This is a genomic window from Acinetobacter sp. 102 (assembly GCF_037028485.1).
Taxonomy (GTDB): domain Bacteria; phylum Pseudomonadota; class Gammaproteobacteria; order Pseudomonadales; family Moraxellaceae; genus Acinetobacter; species Acinetobacter higginsii.
Genome location: NZ_JAZEZK010000008.1, coordinates 103753 through 122175, shown reverse-complemented (window position 1 = coordinate 122175; position 18423 = coordinate 103753). Strand labels below are relative to the sequence as shown.

Here is an 18423-nt window from a genome sequence, read left to right as displayed (position 1 = left end):
TTGCGACTAAGCATACTAACTATAAGTCTCTTTAATTTAAGTGTCAATATTCTGTACAGACAATATTTTGTACATAATGTGAAAGTATAAGAAAAACAGCCTGTCATCGACAGGCTGTTTCCTTTTATGCCGCTTGAAGTACTTTCTGCTCAAGCCAAGCATTGATTTGGCTTTCAGTCCATGTTGGCATACTTGTGGTCAAGTATGTCGGTTCAGGAAAATCACCACGACGAATCATCTTCCAAAAAGTAGATTCTGCGATATTCAACAAACCTTTGCTGGCAGGCTTGTGTGAAACTCTCCGTCTACGACCACTACGATCCACATAGTCCTTTGCTGGGCGTTCAGGGTAGTTCACTAAATCTTTTACACGATAGCGTAACTCTAACATTTTACTGGTTTCCATTAAGCCAAATTCTACTCAATCATCAATTCAATTTCATCAGACTTTTCGTGTGATGCCGACTTAATGACTGTCCATGACCTGATGGTAGTGACTCAGTGAGTTTTTTTTTAGCATACTACAAAGATAATAAAATATTATACTAGAATATGTGTTAAATTTATAATTATTATAATATTTTTATTTTGAGCATGATGAAAGTTACTAATGAAGACATCAATATTCTAGAGGTGGAAATGCTTAATTGTTACCTTTACCATGCAGGTGGTGTAAGGGCTTTGAAAGAGCAGAGGGAATTTGCCTCTGACGAAATTGAGTTTATAAAAAAATGTATGGCTGATGAGATTGCACTCAAAGGAGAAGCTCAACTTTCACAGTTTTATGGGCTGAATCAGTTATTAGATCGTATTGCTCAATTAAAAGAAGAATTATTGGGGGCTAATGATAAGCAAAAAAATAAACATAGTGTTGCTGGCTATAAACCAATACTTTATGCATACCTAGCACTTGATTTTGATCAGCATGTTTTTCAGCATCCTAAGTTACAACGCCGAATCAATGGTATAAAGAATGTGAAAAAGCGCTATGAAGGTAATCTCTATGAAAAGCGAGAGATCATTTATAGGGTATTACGAGAAACTGCAAAAATAAAAGGACGCTGGAAATCTGTTACGGCTGCAATTAATGATGTTTATCCGACACTGGAAAAAGAGCTTAAAGCTTTTGATCAAAATTGGATTAAAAATCGTATAGCAGAAAATACCGGCAAAATTGCAGAATTACAGGATGCTTTAGAAAATAATAAAAAACGATATGAGGGATCTTGTGATATCAAAATTCAGGATCGAACCTATATTAGCTACATTAAAAGTCTGGAAGAAGAAAACAGAGAATTTATACGAGCTTTAAACGCCCATAATGTTGCAGATATTTTGAAGAAAAAAATGGCTTTTAACTCGAATGATCAAGAACAGACACTTCTTAATCATGTACGGAACTGCCCAGAGCTGCTTGCAGAGATTATTGAAAAAGATTCCAAATAGGGAGGAGTGTTGGTAATGGGGTGGTGACGAATAAACGTTTAGGCCAATCGATGGTGCTGATTTAGTAGATGAATTACGATGGATATTACAGAATTTAAGTTACCCTTAGCAGCCGATAGAGACTAGGAATTTACTTATTCAACACTTACATTAGTTAAGCAGTTCAATGTAAGCGAGGTCATATTTAAATAAATGGTGGGTGATGATTCCTATAGATTGGTTCCCATGATTCTTAATCCTGTTTTTACTGCTAATACTCTTTATGTTTTTTTAGGTGAGGGTGGGCGGCGTTCTATGATCAGACCTCTTCTTAATTTTTCTGGGTCTACTTTGGTTGTGGCTTTTGTGCGTGTATATAGAGTTCGTTGACCTGTTTGGCCTTGGGTAGGTGATTGCATGCCAAGAGCATCGTCTTTTTGTTCAATAGCTTCTTTTTTTTGTTCTGTAGATGCAGTCTTTCCACGTTCTGTCTCGGATAAGGTCATTTCATTTTGACGGGGGGCTGTAGGGAGGACGTGGAGACTAATCTCATTTGTAGATTGTATTTCTTCATTGATGCTTTGACACGATTCTGTCGGGGTATGATTTTCGCTCTCGGGCGGCATTCCGTTTAGACAATTTTTATCAATATTGTCTAAATCATTTTCTAGTTCTACTTGTGAATTATTCTCATCTATAAATGGGGTGAGAGATGGTTTCAGGCGTAAACTCTGCCGATAGCTTGCAAGTTCTGCCAAATAGGTTTTTTCACGCTCATAAGCTAAATCTAGCTGTTTCTGTAAGGTGATATTTTGCAAATGCATCATGTTTAATATATGTCTAAAATTTTCTTGATTGTTTATCTTCGTTTTCTTAATTACTAATGAAGTGATAACTTGTAGCGCATCTTCATAATTTATTTTACCATTTAAAATCATTAATTTACCTTTTTTATTGAGATAGTAGATTTTTGATCTAGAGAGACCTGTCAGTTCGCTCAGTTCAATAACAGTCACTTCTTTCATGATTAAATTATGTCTAAAATAAGTATAATTAGACATAATTTTATAAAAAAATTGACCGATTTGCCATAATTAAATTAACTCTTTAAGTGAATTAGAGATTTAAAAAGATGTAGTTATATTACTCACAGTGCATAATGTTTTTATTCATTGTTAATGATGGTAAAATTTGATGTGAATAATAGTGAAAATAACTGTGATTAATGGGATGGAATTTATTGTTTAGTTCGACTCGATCCAGCTAATATAAAGGATATTTACTGGTTTTGGGTATGTTAATGGATAATTATAAGCTAATAATTAAAGATAAAGATCTATTTGATTTATTTTTTAATCAAGTTCCTTATATCTGGCAAGCCTTAGATCGCTCCGTGAAGGAAGATCAGGAGTACCAACCTGCTTGTTTATATAAAGAATCTGTTCAGGTTATTCGGGCAATCGATAAGTTTGTAGATGATTTGAAGTCTGGAAGTTTACCTCGGGCGACTCAGTTGAGAATTAGTGTGACTGGGCATGCTGAATTTGACCCTTCATTCCTTGTTTATTTTAAAGCCCTTCAATTTGAGCGCAAAATGTTCGATATGACTTATCTTGGGCTTGGGTTAAATTGGGTTTATTATCAAAAGTTTTTAGAAGAAGATGCAGTTAAGCTACCAAATAATACTGCTTGTATTGAACAGGTTCTGTCGGGTTCTGGTGGTTTGCAGGAACGAAAGCAACAATGGTCACCTTCAAAATTCCATTATCAAAAAGCATGGAGATTGATGAATTTTTTTTCTGAGTTGCAGAAAAATCCATTATATATCGAAGAAACTAATAAGCAGACTCAGCAGGTTGTAGACGAGATCAATCATGCTTTCGCACATTTTGATACGCTTTTATCAATACATCAGGAAGTGTATATCTTGGTGATTGATGTTCGTTTCTTGCGTATAGTGAGTCAAACTGAGAATGAACCGTTAGTGCAATTGATTGAAAAAGTACTTAGAGATCGGGCTGAGATACAGAATACAATTTTTAAGATGATCCCTGGTTGGCTGCGAGCATATACCAAGCTTGGACATGATTATCAAAATGGTTTAAAGCTTTCATGTGTTTTTATACTAAGAAGTTATAGCATTGATCAGGAAGAAGTGATTGTTACTCGTCTACAAGCATTATTGAGGAATAATTTTAGTCACTATACTGCGATTGATGTCGTTAATGGAAATGAGTTTGTACGAACACATGGTAAGAAACATGCTGTTGGTTCTGTCGGAATAAATACGCCTGTTCGGATTGAACAATTTAAGTATTGGGTACTCAGCTATTTTTTTAAAATGGATTCAATAGCAAAGCTTATACATCCTGAAAAATCTCTTGAGGTGAATAAGGTTTATATGCATCCGAGTGGGCAACAGCCAAAGATAAAGAAGCAGGCTGTGTCATCCAAGATAAGCCCTCCACCTAAAAATTTTGCACAGGTATTGCAGGAATGCAAAGTACTCAAAGGTATCTGGGATGTTAAACATCTTGCGAAGCGCGTAGCTGATCGTCTGCTCGTTAGCCAGATTTACTACAAAGAATTTTGTGCTGAACAAGGTATTTCAAAACAGTATGGTGAGTGGTTGTTCCAAATTGAAGTATTTATTGAGACTTTGTTAAATAATCAACAACCCGTCTTTAATGAGGTGAGATCAGCGCATCAGACCTACTTTTTGAATGCTAAAGATATGCAAGAATCCGCTACACAGCTTGGTCAGCAGTATTTATCGCTTGTGAAGCAGGTTGCAAGTGATTTTAATTTTTTTAGGCAGATTGATCATTTAATTCAAAATTACGGTTTACGTACATGGTGGTTTGGGCATGAAGACAATTTGAACTTGTGGATTGGTTTTCAGCAGATTTTTACAGGATTTATATTCAATCAGCCTGTCGACTCTGTTGTGTTAGGCCAGTTAAATACAAACCTCCAAGCTGTAAGGAATTATTTTCTTGAACAACAAAGACTAGAAGTAAATAAACGTGAACTTCTGGAAAAGCATTATGCTCAAGGTGTACGGAGGTATACAGATACACGAGAATACTTGAATAGCGTATTAGAGCACAATTGTTGGGCTTATCGTATTACTGTCAATGCGAATTCATCAAAGGGGTGTTTGAAACAGTCTGAGCTATCAAAATTATTTACTGAATTCATGCGCTTAGCAAAGCGAGCGAAACCTTGTTATTGGTTGCGTGGCTACGTAGGTATTTGGCAAGAGAAGAACTGGCCGATCGCTTCAGAATTTACAATAGATGTCGTATTGTTTTTTAATGATCGTTGTCAGGCGCAATTACAAACTCTAGTCTATGATCTAGATCAGCGCTGGAACAACTTTCTTGATACTAAAGCTGCTCAGACTTTAAAGCTGCAAGATGCAGAAGATATAAAGTACTATGGCTCCATTAAACCGAAAATATTAATGTGTTCGGTTGATGGATTGAATACAGAAGATAAGACTCAGAGTACGTATCATGTCTGTCTTGAAGCACATGATCGTAAAATGAAAAAAAGAGTCATTGAGCATGTCATACCCTATTTCGCTTATCGGGATGTATTCCACGCTCGGTTTAGTCAGACAGTTCCTAAAGCTTTTATTAAAGGTGTGATACTTAAAAAATAGTTGGCCTTAGCGTTGAGCAAGTTTAGTTTCATCCACTCATTAATTTCAAAGGCGGACCTGCCAACAGGATTTGTGGTTAAGTGAACCTGTTTGTGGAAGGGGGATCATGGTAATCGGATTTATAGTCTAACAAGCTGTAGAACGTGACACGACTTAGGTTTGCAATAAAAACTAATTTCTGCCTTAACTCTCGTAAATGAGATTTTTTCTAAAAATACAGGATTTGTAGGGTGGGGGAAATTGGATAGACCTATGAATCGATTGATTTTGCAACTACTGAGTCTTGTGATAAGTCGGTAAATAATATTATTAATTAAATACTTAATATTAATTAATATTCAATATTCAATCATAAATACTTCACTAAGATACTCATAGTGAAATAATCAATTGATATTAGAGACTTAATAGTGATGTCTACTGAATCTTGATATAGTCAATCAATGTGCTACAATCCCTAAATGCAACTTATAGCTATCAGTCCTGAGATCGATCTGAATCTTGGTGTAGGATTCGCCATATAGGTATCTTCATACATAAAAAAATAATGTTGTCTCCTTAGTTATGTACCAAACATAACGAAGGAGCATCTCAATGCAATATGACTTATCTCATCAAGCTGGCGTCATGACAGCCGTACATGGCTTTGTTGACTGGGTGCTGAATCTGGAGCTAAATCAATCTTCCTTTATCACGCATCTTTGCTCACTGATTCCTGCATTTCAGATCTTTGATCAAGACGGCATTGAGTACAGTGCATCCATTCAGGCTTTTAAAGATATGACTCAAGCCATTGAAGCACTAAGAGGGACTCTATGTCTAGAGGATTACTTGCTACGGCTATCTTCTGTTGAGGTAGTAAAGTTAATGCGAAGTTTGAGAGATTACCGTAGTCTGATTCTAGATGAGATTCGCTTATTCAGGCAGCAGGAATCAGATAATCAAATCAGCTTTTTGACTTATGTTCAGCAAATGATTCAAGATCATTATCAAGTTCTGATTGTCCGTGTGGATTTAGGTTATTTAAAGAAATTTATGTCGAATGTCACAGTTCATGACTTCTATCTCCATATTCAGTTTCTATGCAAGTACCTAAAAGATAAGAATGGCTGTTTTAAGCATATATTGGGTTATGGTTTAGCTTTAGAGCAAGGGTGTTATACAAAGGGCTATCATGCGCATCTGATGTTGGTCTACAACGGTTCAGAACGTTGTCAGGATTGGTTTCTAGGGGATCAGGTCTTACAAAAGTGGCAGACTATTACCCATGGTTGGGGTTATGGGAGGAATGGTAATACTAAAGAAAACAAGGAGCAGTTTGCCAATAAAGGCTTACTGGGTATTGGTTTGATTCACCGTAAGCATCCAAAAGAGCTTCAAAATGCTTTGAATGTTGCCAGATACTTAACCAACCCAGAAAAGTATCTACAACAGATGTTAGTTAAACCGATTAATAAAAGAACATTCTTTAAAGGCATTTACCGAGTGCATGGGCGTAACTATCAACTCATATCCGATTAAGTGCCTGTAAAAAAATATGGATGGAGCAGTTCTATGAAATCCACAACCTTGTAGAACGACTTCCATGGATATTACACACATTGAACACCAAACAGCACCACGCCTAGAGAAAGATGTGCATGACTTTTTTACTCAGGCACGCTATGGGGCTTCAGGTCCCAAGAAAAGCGATGTTGAAAATGAAAAGAATCTGAAACAGGAATGGTCACAGGTTTTTTTAGATTATTTTGGCGATTGGAATTTTTTGATGTATTCGCATCGAGATGCTGAGCTTGGCTTTTGGATTACTCTATTTCGAAATGCTTATTATTGTGTGTTATCAGAAGTAAATCCGTATGCGCGTTACTTTGTACCAGATACGACGTATACTAAGAAATGGATGATTGAGCAGATTCTTGAAAAACTCAAGACACTATTTTGGACGACGGGCTTTATTGAGTTTTTACATCAGTGCAATGAGCAATATGAGAAGCATATCAATCAAATTCGAGATTCTTATATTGGGGTGAGCAAGACAAGTGTAGATGCACCAGATATTAAGTTTTATCTGAGCTTTCCTTCAGGGACAGAGCAACTGCAATCGATTGATTGGGTGATTAAATCCTTTCGAAAATTTGAAAAAAACTTGAAATGCCAACCTTGGTTTAGAGGCCAAGTCATATTTACTTACTATCACTTAATTCGTGATGGCTACAGAAACTGTTATGTGATTCGTTTTTATTTAACCTTTCAAAAAGTTTTTTATTCTATCGATACGAATTATTCAGCTTTGATACTGCGATTATGGCAGGAAGCAACTGATGGATTAGGAACATTGTTGATTGTAGATGAGGAGCGATCTAAGCAGCCATTAGGTAATCCTTTTGGTTTGGGTCGTGATGACGTTCTGGCATTTCCTGAGCCACAGGACCCATTAGATGATTTAGATAATGTGCCTGAAGTTGCTTCTAGTGTATCTGAAAAGATGAATAAGATTTGTATCCTAACACGTGGGTTTAAAGCCTTTCATGGCAAAAAATGGTGATTGAATCAAATCAAATGTAAAACAATTGACCTCTGTATCTATTTGATTAGATACAGAGGAGTTTGAGGGCATATATTTTTTTACGGTGATGGACATGATATGTGCAGAAAGCACGCCTTCATACCACATCTGAGTACATCAGATGAACGCGTTAAATTCACAAACATTTCAGATCAATCAAATTTTAAACATCAGGCAACTAGTTGAAATCACAGGGCTGAGTCGTGCCATAATTTATTCACTTCTAGACCCCAAATCAAAATATTACGAAGCCAGTTTTCCGCAGCAGATTAATTTAACGAGCAATCGAGTTGGTTGGGTTGCGCATGAAGTGAATACGTGGATTGATAAAAAGATCAGTGAACGTGGAATCAGTACTAATTGAATAAAAGCTATGAATTAAGATTGTTGCCCCATCAGTTGTAATACAAGCGCGTAAGCAAAATAAGGAAAAATTTATTCAGCAATGAAGAATGCTTGAGGTGGGGTAAAATCTAAGATTTGTTTACAGAAACGGGGCTGTTCATCTTTTTATTGATCACGAAAGGTGAATTCGTTATATGGATGAGAATATTCTTGCCTATACTTTGGACCACGAATACATTTGGGTCGCAACATTTATCTCCGTCAAGTTTACTACTGGTAAATTATATATCAGAATAGAACACTATGATTTTGGGTATATTAAGTTTATTTGTTATTCAAAATGACAAATATAATCTACGACTTCACTTGTATGAATCTTAAATTGGCTATGGGCTGGGATTTGAAACGACTCACCAGATTTAAAGATTTTTATGTCAGGCACATGACCAATTTGCACACTACATTCCCCAGAGATAATTTCCATACGTTCGGCTAGATGAGTCTTAAAAGTTAGTGGTTCCTCAGATGGAAGAATTACACCTAAAGTTTTTTTAGTTCCGTCTTTTAATACAATAGCATGGCTGATCGATGCGCCATTAAAATGAACATTGGCTTTCTTTTTTATTGAAATAAAATCAAATTGCTCTGACATAGGCTGGTTCCTAATATTTAATGTATTGAGACTATATTAATAAATTATACTAAAAATTCTCAAGGATTTAATGATTGATAAATTCTGACTAGATCATGGTTGATTCACTTACATTATGGCGTGTCGAATAAGCTATAAACAGCTAAACGTATTGACACCCTTTACTTCGCTGATTATCCTTTGCTTGCTGACCTACATTGTCAGTCGGTTTTGACGGACCGTTTTGTAAGACGACATCAGAGTTTTCCCTTCTGAGGGCTGACTTTGTGTGTACTTCTCGTCCTTCTCTCGTTGCGGTAGGGCGAGAGAGGGACACCTTCGGGTGTGCTGGAGTCTTACCCAGTCCGTCAACCCTTTCTCGTTCTGCCACCATAATCTTTGTATTTTGGGCAGAACTCCAAGTTGATAACGGAGTCGACCATGTGCACTACATTCTTAAATTATCATTCTATTTTTACCTCAGTGCTGTGTACGGCTTTGTCATCACTAAACCAATAACAGCATACATAAAACAATAATTTTATCTGGGGTAAACAAATGAAGGATGTCCATCCTCTGTTTGTCTGTGTGCTCGGATCATTTTTACTGATCGGCTGTGGAAATAAAAATTCTTCCACTGAAGTTTTAAGCCCTGACGAAAATGTAGCACTCAGCCAACGACTTGAACCAACACATCGACCTGTTCTGGTCGAAGCTAAAGCATTACAACCTTTCTTAAATCAACAACAACTGCCCGAAGCAGATGTCTCAGGCTTCCGTGACTATCTGCATGCCCAATCAGGCAATCGATCTGCATTGCTACAATTCCGAGAAAAACTGCAACTCAAGCCGAATCAAATTTTGGTCTTAGGGATAGAAAAACCAAGTCAGCAATCCTTACTGGAATTTCCAAAGAATGACCTATTTGCCAGTGCTAATGATCTGGTGATTAACCATGCACGAATGCTGAAGACCCCAGTTACAGGAGAGAGCAAAGGCGAATTTGAAACTACGGAGCAATACCAGCAACGGATTCAGGCAGAACAAGCCACTTTAAAAAAAGCCACAGCCAATCTCAATGTTGACCTTGGACGATTGGAGGATGCCTTAAATTATTTGGCTTACCCAATTGCGATCAATGTACTTAGTCCATCTAGTGAAGACTCAGCTCAGTATGATGCGGATCGGCAAGTCATGCATATACAGGCATCGAGCACCAATGCTGCGGGCTACTACGATTCGACTGTATCCAAGCTCAATCTAGTATTTAGTGCATCACCCAAAAATGCTGAAATTATCCTAGGCAATCTACGTGATGAACGAGATAAGCGAAACTATCTCGGTTTTATTTTGAGTATGCAGCAAGGGCAATTGGTTTTAGAACAAGCCATCCTCTATCAGCACAACAACAATGATCGCTATCTACGCCTTGCAACGATTAATCCGTCACAACTGTATTTGACCACCCGACCATTGAATGCAGATGAGTCCAACAAGAATCTCAATTCAGAACAACCATACTCACTCAAACAAAAGTTGTCCTTCCAGTTTGGGCTTAAGCATTACCGTAATCCTGAACAGCAGCAAGCTGAACCTGAATTAGAAGTCAGACCACCAACTGAGGAAGAAATCACCCAGCTTAACCTCAATGCAGGGTCAAGTGATATCGAGGGGACACTGTAAATGTTAGAGATCTTTAAAAATAAATCCGTTCGAAATATCCAACTCCTGTGTGGTCTGTTGTTACTCGGTAGCTTGTATGGATGTGGCAGTAAGGACATGCCAACGGAACTTCCCAAAGCAGATGCTGTACTTCAGTTATTACATGCTCAAGATGCTTCAGTGATCCAGATCAAGTTACAGCAATGTCAAGTCGGCAATTTATTTGCAGGTCAAGAAGGCACCAGTGCCAAGTACGACATCTATCGCTGTCAGATCACGGTTGAACGCTTTGATGATGAATATAAGCAATCCTTCCTCAAAAATCAGGTCATTGATTTACGTCCTTATGATTCAGAGACAGGCTGGCAATTGGTTGCATCGAACTAAGCACGATCACAAAGATGAAGAGAATAACTAAACATGAAAAAAGAATTTGTAATCCCTTACCTAAGTATCGCTGTGTTGTATTGGTTCAGTCTGCTATGGCGTATTGAGGACAGTGGTCCACTTGCAGCCTATCTATTGGGTCGTGCCCTGATGTGGCCGTTCCAATTATTGAAATTTATTTTTTGATTAAAGCCTTAACTTGCCCAAGAGTGAAAAAATAATGATGGACTTTAATCAATTTAAACAACAGTTTCCGCAGTTGGATTTATTACAGGCTGATCCTGCTATTTTCTTAGCACCCCAAATTCCCATGAATAAGATTCTGGGAGCAATGAGTTATTTGCCTCCCCAAACCAAAACTGAACAGGTATTGATCTTGGTGGATGAAACGGTATTTGGTCATGGCAAGAATGGATTGTGTCTGACGACGCAAGGGATCTATTTCAGGGAAGCCTTTGCCAATGCAAATACCTATCCAATGAAAGCAATCACTTCGGTGGGTTATTCGATGGGGATGCTTAGTAAACAGTTAGTGATCAATGGCACAGTTAAAGTGACCTTGGCTCAGCCTGAGAAAGCTGGGCTACGGCTATTGGCAGATTTCCTAAACCAATATTGTGCGCTTCATAAAACACAGACTGACTCATTGTCATCAGCATCCATACAGCAACAAAGCCAACCCACAACGATCCCAAACCTACAACCGATCATCAAACTGTATGCTTATTTATTACTGGGGTGGAGAGGTGAGTGGAGCAATCAGGTGAGGGCATTGATGCAACAGTTATTTGACCGTGAATTTGTTAATCCAGTGGATCAGGCATTTCTAGAACAGTTGATGCAACAAGATCAGCAGTTTGATTTTTTTGACCTCCTTGATGAAGTCACTGCGATTCAAAACAGCCTGCCACCCCAACTATGTCACAGCCTGCTTGAGGAAGTGCTAGTGTTGATGGAAAAAAGGAACTTTGAAATTGAAACAGCACGGGACCATTTCTTTCAGATCAGTACCGCTTTAAATGTTGATCAAGCAACTGCTACAAGCATTCTTGCACAATTCCCAGCATTTATAGCAGGGAATACTTAATCAGAATAAAGAAATTTCAAATACATATTACCTATGTGAAGACCCAGCACCCAGCCAAGACACAAGCTGACTTGGTGCTGTTTTAACATTCAAGAAGGTAAACCGAATAAAGGAAAAATAATTGTGAAACGATTAATGAAATTGATACTACCTACATTAATTACCCTGCCGCTGATGCTGACTGGATGTGGTTCAGGTTTTAACCCCGATCGTATGGAAGTCAACCTCAATACGGAATACAGCCAAGGAGGATTGTATGACCGTACCTATGTGATTCTAACCTTACGTTCACTGGACTCTGAGCCAATCACACTAAACAAGGTCGATGTAAACAATGGGCGCTGTAGTTATACAGGCAGATACAATGATCCAATCAAGCTGCCTGCCTATTTCCAAATTGGACAATCCCTACAGCTTTACTTGCGATGTTCCTACGATGCTGTAGTGAAGGTTGATATTGAGACTGATCAAGGTGCAGCAAGCTATAGCTTTAAATAAGCAGGCTCAAACCAAAATATAGACTTACCCAACACGCGACAAAGACCATGCCCAATATGGGCATGGTTTTTTTATGCCTGCAAATCTCAAGATTCGGATATCAAAATCAATATTCACCTCCACTGACAGGACTTTCGTGATGAGTACCGTACATTGTCCTTATTGCCATTCAGAACAGGTGATTCTTAGAGAATCTCAATCGAATGGTCCACAGTATTTTGAAAAAATCCTAGACGCATTTTCCCCGCCTGCGATGGCTGCACTGGGTATCAAACTGGCAAAAGAAGCAGGTATCCCTCCGTATATCGGTGGGCTGATTGGGGTGGTGGTCGGTGGAACACTGATCATGGTCAGCCAACATTATTTCTATCGCCATTATAAATCCGCTCAACATTATCACTGTCTGCAATGCGGACAGGACTTTGCTGTAGCTGCTTAAGCTTCATTACTCAATTATTGATTTATACAACCTGACTTCACTCAATTTTATTTTTAAACAACTTCACTTTTATAGAGGAATTATTTCTATGGCACATTTAGTTGAAACCATGGCATTTGTAGGACAAACCCCTTGGCATGGCTTAGGTAATCAACTCACACCAAACCAACCGATTGAGGTCTGGGCAAAACAGGCAGGCATGGACTGGCGGATTGAATCCTCGGATGTCAGTTATATGGCTGAAAACCATAAACAACAAAGCCTGATCTTGCCGTACCAAGAGCAACGGGTCTTATATCGCTCAGACACGCATGAACCTTTATCAGTGGTGAGTCAGCGCTTTCAGGAAGTACAACCCATGGAGATCCTACACTTCTACAAAGACTTGACTGAACAATCGGGCTTTGAACTGGAAACCGCAGGGGTACTGAAAGGTGGGAAGAAATTCTGGGCACTCGCTAAAACAGGACAAACATCTGCCTTAAAAGGAAAGGATGTGAGTAATGGCTATATTTTATTGGCAACAGCCTGTGATGGCACATTGGCAACGACAGCTCAATTCACATCTATTCGAGTAGTGTGTAACAACACTCTAGCCATTGCCCTCAAAGGGCAAAACACCAGTGCAGGTGTAGTTAAAGTTCCGCATAGCACCAAGTTCGATGCCGAGAAAGTTAAACAGCAACTCGGTATTTCGGTTCGTGCGTGGGATGAACATATGTATGAAATGAAGCAACTGAGTCAACGTAAAGTCACCCAGCAGGAAGCAGCAGCCTACTTTGATGCAGTGTTTAATAACACCAACTTGAGTATGGCTGAACAGGATGAAAGCATTATTCAGTTCTATCGCAATGCAGCCATGCCAAATCAAACAAGCTCAACCAAAGCCGACAATAAAACTGAACCGAATGGACGTGCGATGTCGAAAGTCATGACCATGTTTAACGGGCATGGACGTGGTGCTGAACTGAGTTCAGCGAAAGATACGGCGTATGGTTTATTGTGCGCAATTACGGAATTCACTGACCATGAACGTCGAGCGATGAGTACTGACCATCGACTCGATTCTGCATGGTTTGGCGCTGGGGCAGCGATCAAACAGCGCGGTTTAGAACAAGCACTTCGAATGATTGCCTAAATTCAGTTTCAGTTAAGTCTTCTACATTAGCCTAAGCATACGGTAACACCATACAAGTACAGCAGTACCCTTTGCCACATTTCCAGATGTGGCTTTTTTTATGCATAGATTTTGGTTCTGAGCTGAAATAATTTTCAATTCTTGATTGAAAAAATGAATTTTTGCTCAATCATAAAGGAAATAGCTGAGCGACAGCAGGAACTAAAATCACTATGCAGTATTCTAAAAATCTCTTTATCCAGCAAATTTCTGAGACAGAATTTGTGTTACAAGTAAACGATAGTAAATTAGCTGAAGAGCTAGAGCTGCGTTTACCTAATATCTTCGGGCGCTATATATCAGAGCCTAAATCCATCAGTAATGGTCAGGAATTGGAATATCACTTTAGTATTTCAGGCGTGGATTTAAACAGTTTTCAAAGACATTTAACTACTTTAACTCCTGAATTGCTTGATAGTTTATCGAGTCATTAAGCTCAACTATTGAGATTTTTTAAGATAAATCTTTATTGATTTGAAAAGACCACATCACGCGATGTGGTTTTTTTATGCCCAAAATTTAGTTTTTACGATTTTACCCATACAGGAATATTTCTAATGAATAGCAATACTCAAATTCAAAACACATTAAACCATCCACCGCTACAGCCGTATTCACCAAACCTGAATCCAACCACCCAAAACTCACTGACTCAACAGGTTGAAGTCGGAACTCGAACCAAACGAGACCGACTGAATACGCAGCCACGAAAAACTAAAGCTCCAGTAGCAAAACGTCTCGCCAATACCAAGCAGATGAATTACCAGCAATGGCTAGAGGTTAGAAAACAAGGTATTGGCAGTAGCGATGCAGCAACTGCCTGTGGACTTAATCCGTATATGTCGATGCTGGAATTATGGATGATCAAGACAGGGCAGATGCAGCAAAACATTGAAGACGAAAGTGCAGGCTATGCACCTTTGTACTGGGGCAAGCAGCTTGAGCCTTTGGTGGCACAGTACTACAGCATGCACACTAACCATAAAGTACGTCGAGTCAATGCAGTACTGCAACACCCTGATGAAGACAAACATTTTATGCTTGCCAATTTGGACTATGCCGTGGTTGGTAATGGTGAAGTTCAAATATTAGAGTGTAAAACAGTAGGTGAGTACGGTTCAAAACTGTGGCGAGATGGCGTACCACTGTATGTACTGTGCCAAGTGCAACATCAGTTAGCCGTGACAGGAAAACAGGCAGCACATATATGTGCTTTGATCTGTGGGCATGAAACTAAAATCTATAAAGTGACACGTAATGAAACCGTGATTCAGCACATTATCAATGCCGAACGCCACTTTTGGCAATGTGTGGAAACAGGTATTCCACCCAGTGTAGATGCCTCTGATTCAGCAGCCAAAGCCTTGCAACAGCTTTACCCAGAACAGATTCCATTAACAGTGGAAGACCTGACTCAAAATGAACAAGCCAATTACCTATTTAATCAGTTGCTTGAAGAGAGGTATAAGGTTGAGCAGCATCAACAGTATTTTGATGAACTCAAACATCAATTACAAATGATGATGAAAGAGGCAGAACGAGCAGTGTTTACAGGGGGATCAGTGACATGGAAGAAATCACAAGACTCAATCAGCCTAGACAGTAAATCCTTACTGAAACAACATCCTGAATATCTCCAGCAGTTTCCACAGACCAAAGCAGGAACACGAAGATTTCAGATTTATCCGAATGGTGGATAACGAATACCTCCAACCAAACCGATCCCATACCCTAATAGGTATGGGATTTTTTTTATGTCTAATTTTTATTTAAAGGAAATGACCATGATTAAAGGTTTAGCAATTACCCCACCTGTTTTGGGTCGTATCAGCATAGGCAAGATTGTAGAAAAGAATGGCAAACGTCTGCCTGAAAAAGATGACCAATTTACCATTACCAGCCAAATTCAAGGAAAAGACGGATGGATTAAGCATCCACTGGATGAACAACTACGAGCTAAAGCACAAAACCAAAAACTCAGAACCATACCTGTACGGATGATCTTCAATGATCCTGATCTCAACTTAAGAGCAGAGTACAGCCTATTTGACCGCCAAACTGGACGTTTAATTTGCTCAGGCAACGGTGAAAGCTGTCAGCGACTTGGACAACATGGGATTGAGCAACATCCATGTCCATCTCCAGATTTATGCCCATTGGCACAAGGTGGATTGTGCAAGCCCTACGGACGACTTTACGTCAATCTGGATGAATCGGATGAGTTTGGCACATTCATCTTTAGAACCACAGGCTTTAACAGTATCCGCACTTTGGCGGCACGGTTGCGTTATTACCATGCCGCATCGGGTGATTTGCTTTCGTGCCTGCCATTGCAACTCACTTTACGAGGCAAGAGCACCACGCAAAGCTATCGCACGCCGATCTACTACGTGGATTTAACCTTAAGGGATGGCATAAACCTGAAAGATGCAATTAGCTCAGCCAAACAGATAGATGAGCAAAGTAAGGCAGCAGGGTTTTATCAGGAAGCTTTAGATCATGTGGCACGGCAGGGCTATGGCAATGCCAGTTTTGAGGTGGGTGGTGAAGAGGGCTTGGATATTGTTGAGGAGTTTTATACGGATGAAACGAAGCCAGAGCAGCATCAACAATCTTATGATCTCACTCATGTTCAGGATATTCAGAAAGGGTTGCAGCAGTCGGTGCAGGCTTTGAATTGAAATGAATTTAATTAGAAAAGAGTACTCGTACTCTTTTTTTGCAGATTTTGGTCTGTAGATAAGAAGATATTCACTTCTAGAATATCTGAGAGATGGATTTACTTTAATAACGCTTTTTAGTATTTTGTTAGCAAATCAGAAGTATGTCCATCGTCATGCGTTCAAGTAGGTTGTCTAAGCTTATACTCGCATTTATCCTGTTTTTGTTTACGATAACAATTACGGGAGTTCATGCGTGGGCACCTGTTTTACTTGAAAATATTGAACACCAACATGAATTAAGTATTGTTGTGGAAGATGATGCATCAAGTCATTGGTCTTTGCAGCACTCAGGTGATTCTTTTACAAGTATGACTGATCATGATGTAGAAACACACACTTGGAAGAATTTTGATGAGCCAATCTACCATCACTCGGTGAAGCCTATTTCTTCTGATAGTGATCTAAGCATAGACCCTGTGTTTATTCTAAGTTTTATCACTGCTCTTATTTTTCTGTTCCTAAAGTTATCTGAACATCAGATTCGGGTATTTGACTTTAGAAAAAGAATATTTATTTTACGTAATTCTTATACCTATACAAAAGCTCTTATTGTTCTAAGAAATTGATTTTTATATACAAAAAATAATTATTCATTTTTTTGTATAGGTAAAGTCATGTCTAAAATTTATCAGCTATTCCTTAGCTGTGGTTTTGTAGTAACGGCAGCAAACGCATTTGCGGAAACGAATTATGCTGAACTACAAAAGCAGGTTATCGCAAGTGATGCTGTACTCAATAGCCTACAGCAGTCCGAGCAAGCTTATGAAATCAACCAAAAGTTTGCTGGCAGATTAAATAATCCTACTTTCAATGTGGAGTTGGATAATCTTGGTAATTCCAAATTGAAGGGTTTGGATGGCTCAACAACCTTGTTAGGGTTGTCACAAGAGATTCCTCTTAGTAATAAACTCTCCTTGAGAAAGCAAATTGCGAGTTTTCAAGGTGATCGTAATCAGTTCGAAATAGCAAAGCGTCAGGCTGAACTCAAAGCAGATTTAAGAATCTGTATGGCGAACTGGTATGTGGCAACTCAACGTGCTGAAGTTTATTCAACAGAAAGCAAGTTTAATGCAAGACAAGCCAATGTTCTTTCGGAAAGGCTCAAGTTTGGGCGAGTCATTCCTTCGGATGCTCAGCTCAGTGCAGCACTTTCATCTGAATCAAAACTACGTTATCAAAATGAAGTGAAAAAGGGGCAGTTTCAGAAGAATCTGTGCTCTAAGTTCACATCGAATCTACCAAGTAACGCTTTAGAAGTTCCTCTAAGTTTTAATTTCACAGACAAAATTAGTTTGGCTGAGCAAGAAGCGTTTCTGAGTTCAAAATTGAAAAAGACACAATTTGAACTCGCTCGTAAAGAAGCAATACCTGATATCACTTTGGGTGTTGGGGTCAAAAACTATCAAGAAACCAATGACAAGGTATTCCAAGTTTCAACCTCAATACCACTCAATATCTTCAACCGAAATAAAGGCAATATTGCGATTGCCCAAGCGGAACAGATGAAAGCTGAAACGCAGTCTGTATGGGTTAGCCGTAATTCTAAAATTGAACTGGAAAACAAGTCCATTGAGGTTTCTAACTTAATCGATGTGATCCACCAATATGATCAAACCGTTTTGCCCGCAACCAATGAAAGTCTTCGCATTGCAGAGATGGGATACCAAGCAGGGAAAAACTCGTTACTTGAGTTCAATAGCATTAAGCAAATTTGGTTAGACAAACATCTTGCTCGATTCGATTTGTGGTTGGCTTTGCAGACAGAAATTGCAGAAGTCGAGCGCAACTACATTACTCATTTAGATCAAGAATAAGG

The 18423-nt window shown here is 38.8% G+C and carries 20 protein-coding genes; 17 read left to right on the top strand and 3 right to left on the bottom strand.

Features of this window, described 5'->3' with window-relative positions; all coding sequences use genetic code 11:
* Positions 1–124 precede the first annotated feature (124 nt).
* A complete protein-coding gene (locus tag WA352_RS09895) occupies positions 125–391 on the bottom strand; it encodes a helix-turn-helix transcriptional regulator (RefSeq protein ID WP_005150474.1) in 267 nt (88 codons plus the stop codon).
* 203 nt (positions 392–594) lie between these two features.
* On the opposite strand from WA352_RS09895, the gene WA352_RS09890 reads away from it, so the two are divergent.
* On the top strand, positions 595–1446 hold the full coding sequence (locus tag WA352_RS09890; protein WP_005150475.1) for a hypothetical protein: 852 nt from the start codon (positions 595–597) through the stop codon (positions 1444–1446).
* A gap of 260 nt (positions 1447–1706) precedes the next feature.
* On the opposite strand, the gene WA352_RS09885 is transcribed toward WA352_RS09890, so the two are convergent.
* Positions 1707–2450, bottom strand: coding sequence for a hypothetical protein (locus tag WA352_RS09885; protein ID WP_228129549.1), 744 nt, complete (start codon positions 2448–2450; stop codon positions 1707–1709).
* 275 nt (positions 2451–2725) lie between these two features.
* Here WA352_RS09885 and WA352_RS09880 point away from each other — a divergent pair, with 275 nt between their 5' ends.
* The 4 genes from WA352_RS09880 to WA352_RS09865 all read left to right on the top strand — a co-directional run bounded on the left by WA352_RS09880 (position 2726) and on the right by WA352_RS09865 (position 8022).
* Positions 2726–5092: a hypothetical protein gene (locus WA352_RS09880; protein WP_017402191.1), complete on the top strand. Its 2367-nt coding sequence runs from the start codon at positions 2726–2728 to the stop codon at positions 5090–5092.
* 594 nt (positions 5093–5686) lie between these two features.
* The gene (locus WA352_RS09875) at positions 5687–6613 is read left to right on the top strand and encodes an inovirus-type Gp2 protein (RefSeq protein ID WP_005150481.1); all 927 of its coding nucleotides are present in this window, start codon (positions 5687–5689) and stop codon (positions 6611–6613) included.
* 64 nt (positions 6614–6677) lie between these two features.
* Entirely contained in the window at positions 6678–7637 is a 960-nt protein-coding gene (locus WA352_RS09870; protein ID WP_005202028.1) for a hypothetical protein, read from the top strand.
* Positions 7638–7779: 142 nt separating this feature from the next.
* Complete coding sequence (locus tag WA352_RS09865) at positions 7780–8022, top strand: AlpA family phage regulatory protein (RefSeq protein ID WP_005146011.1); 243 nt, start codon at positions 7780–7782, stop codon at positions 8020–8022.
* A 312-nt stretch (positions 8023–8334) separates the two neighbouring features.
* Here WA352_RS09865 and WA352_RS09860 read toward each other — a convergent pair whose 3' ends face one another.
* The gene (locus WA352_RS09860) at positions 8335–8655 is read right to left on the bottom strand and encodes a pyrimidine/purine nucleoside phosphorylase (RefSeq protein ID WP_005146015.1); all 321 of its coding nucleotides are present in this window, start codon (positions 8653–8655) and stop codon (positions 8335–8337) included.
* A 537-nt stretch (positions 8656–9192) separates the two neighbouring features.
* Here WA352_RS09860 and WA352_RS09855 point away from each other — a divergent pair.
* The 12 genes from WA352_RS09855 to WA352_RS09800 all read left to right on the top strand — a co-directional run bounded on the left by WA352_RS09855 (position 9193) and on the right by WA352_RS09800 (position 18421).
* Positions 9193–10317: a hypothetical protein gene (locus WA352_RS09855; protein WP_005150491.1), complete on the top strand. Its 1125-nt coding sequence runs from the start codon at positions 9193–9195 to the stop codon at positions 10315–10317.
* Positions 10318–10683, top strand: coding sequence for a hypothetical protein (locus WA352_RS09850; RefSeq protein WP_005150493.1), 366 nt, complete (start codon positions 10318–10320; stop codon positions 10681–10683).
* 33 nt (positions 10684–10716) lie between these two features.
* Entirely contained in the window at positions 10717–10869 is a 153-nt protein-coding gene (locus tag WA352_RS09845; RefSeq protein WP_005150496.1) for a hypothetical protein, read from the top strand.
* A 34-nt stretch (positions 10870–10903) separates the two neighbouring features.
* Positions 10904–11770: a hypothetical protein gene (locus WA352_RS09840; RefSeq protein WP_005150497.1), complete on the top strand. Its 867-nt coding sequence runs from the start codon at positions 10904–10906 to the stop codon at positions 11768–11770.
* Between the two features lie 123 nt (positions 11771–11893).
* Positions 11894–12268 carry a hypothetical protein gene (locus WA352_RS09835; RefSeq protein ID WP_005150499.1) on the top strand — a complete coding sequence of 125 codons (375 nt, stop codon included), beginning with the start codon at positions 11894–11896 and terminating at the stop codon, positions 12266–12268.
* A gap of 139 nt (positions 12269–12407) precedes the next feature.
* Positions 12408–12707: a hypothetical protein gene (locus tag WA352_RS09830; protein WP_005150504.1), complete on the top strand. Its 300-nt coding sequence runs from the start codon at positions 12408–12410 to the stop codon at positions 12705–12707.
* 88 nt (positions 12708–12795) lie between these two features.
* On the top strand, positions 12796–13845 hold the full coding sequence (locus tag WA352_RS09825) for a DUF932 domain-containing protein (protein WP_005150506.1): 1050 nt from the start codon (positions 12796–12798) through the stop codon (positions 13843–13845).
* A 212-nt stretch (positions 13846–14057) separates the two neighbouring features.
* On the top strand, positions 14058–14318 hold the full coding sequence (locus WA352_RS09820; RefSeq protein WP_005150507.1) for a hypothetical protein: 261 nt from the start codon (positions 14058–14060) through the stop codon (positions 14316–14318).
* A gap of 123 nt (positions 14319–14441) precedes the next feature.
* Positions 14442–15584, top strand: coding sequence for a YqaJ viral recombinase family nuclease (locus WA352_RS09815; RefSeq protein WP_005150509.1), 1143 nt, complete (start codon positions 14442–14444; stop codon positions 15582–15584).
* A gap of 84 nt (positions 15585–15668) precedes the next feature.
* Positions 15669–16565: a recombination directionality factor gene (locus tag WA352_RS09810; RefSeq protein ID WP_005202042.1), complete on the top strand. Its 897-nt coding sequence runs from the start codon at positions 15669–15671 to the stop codon at positions 16563–16565.
* Positions 16566–16720: 155 nt separating this feature from the next.
* On the top strand, positions 16721–17173 hold the full coding sequence (locus WA352_RS09805) for a hypothetical protein (RefSeq protein ID WP_005058242.1): 453 nt from the start codon (positions 16721–16723) through the stop codon (positions 17171–17173).
* Positions 17174–17221: 48 nt separating this feature from the next.
* Complete coding sequence (locus tag WA352_RS09800) at positions 17222–18421, top strand: TolC family protein (RefSeq protein WP_005150543.1); 1200 nt, start codon at positions 17222–17224, stop codon at positions 18419–18421.
* The last annotated feature ends 2 nt before the right edge of the window (positions 18422–18423 follow it).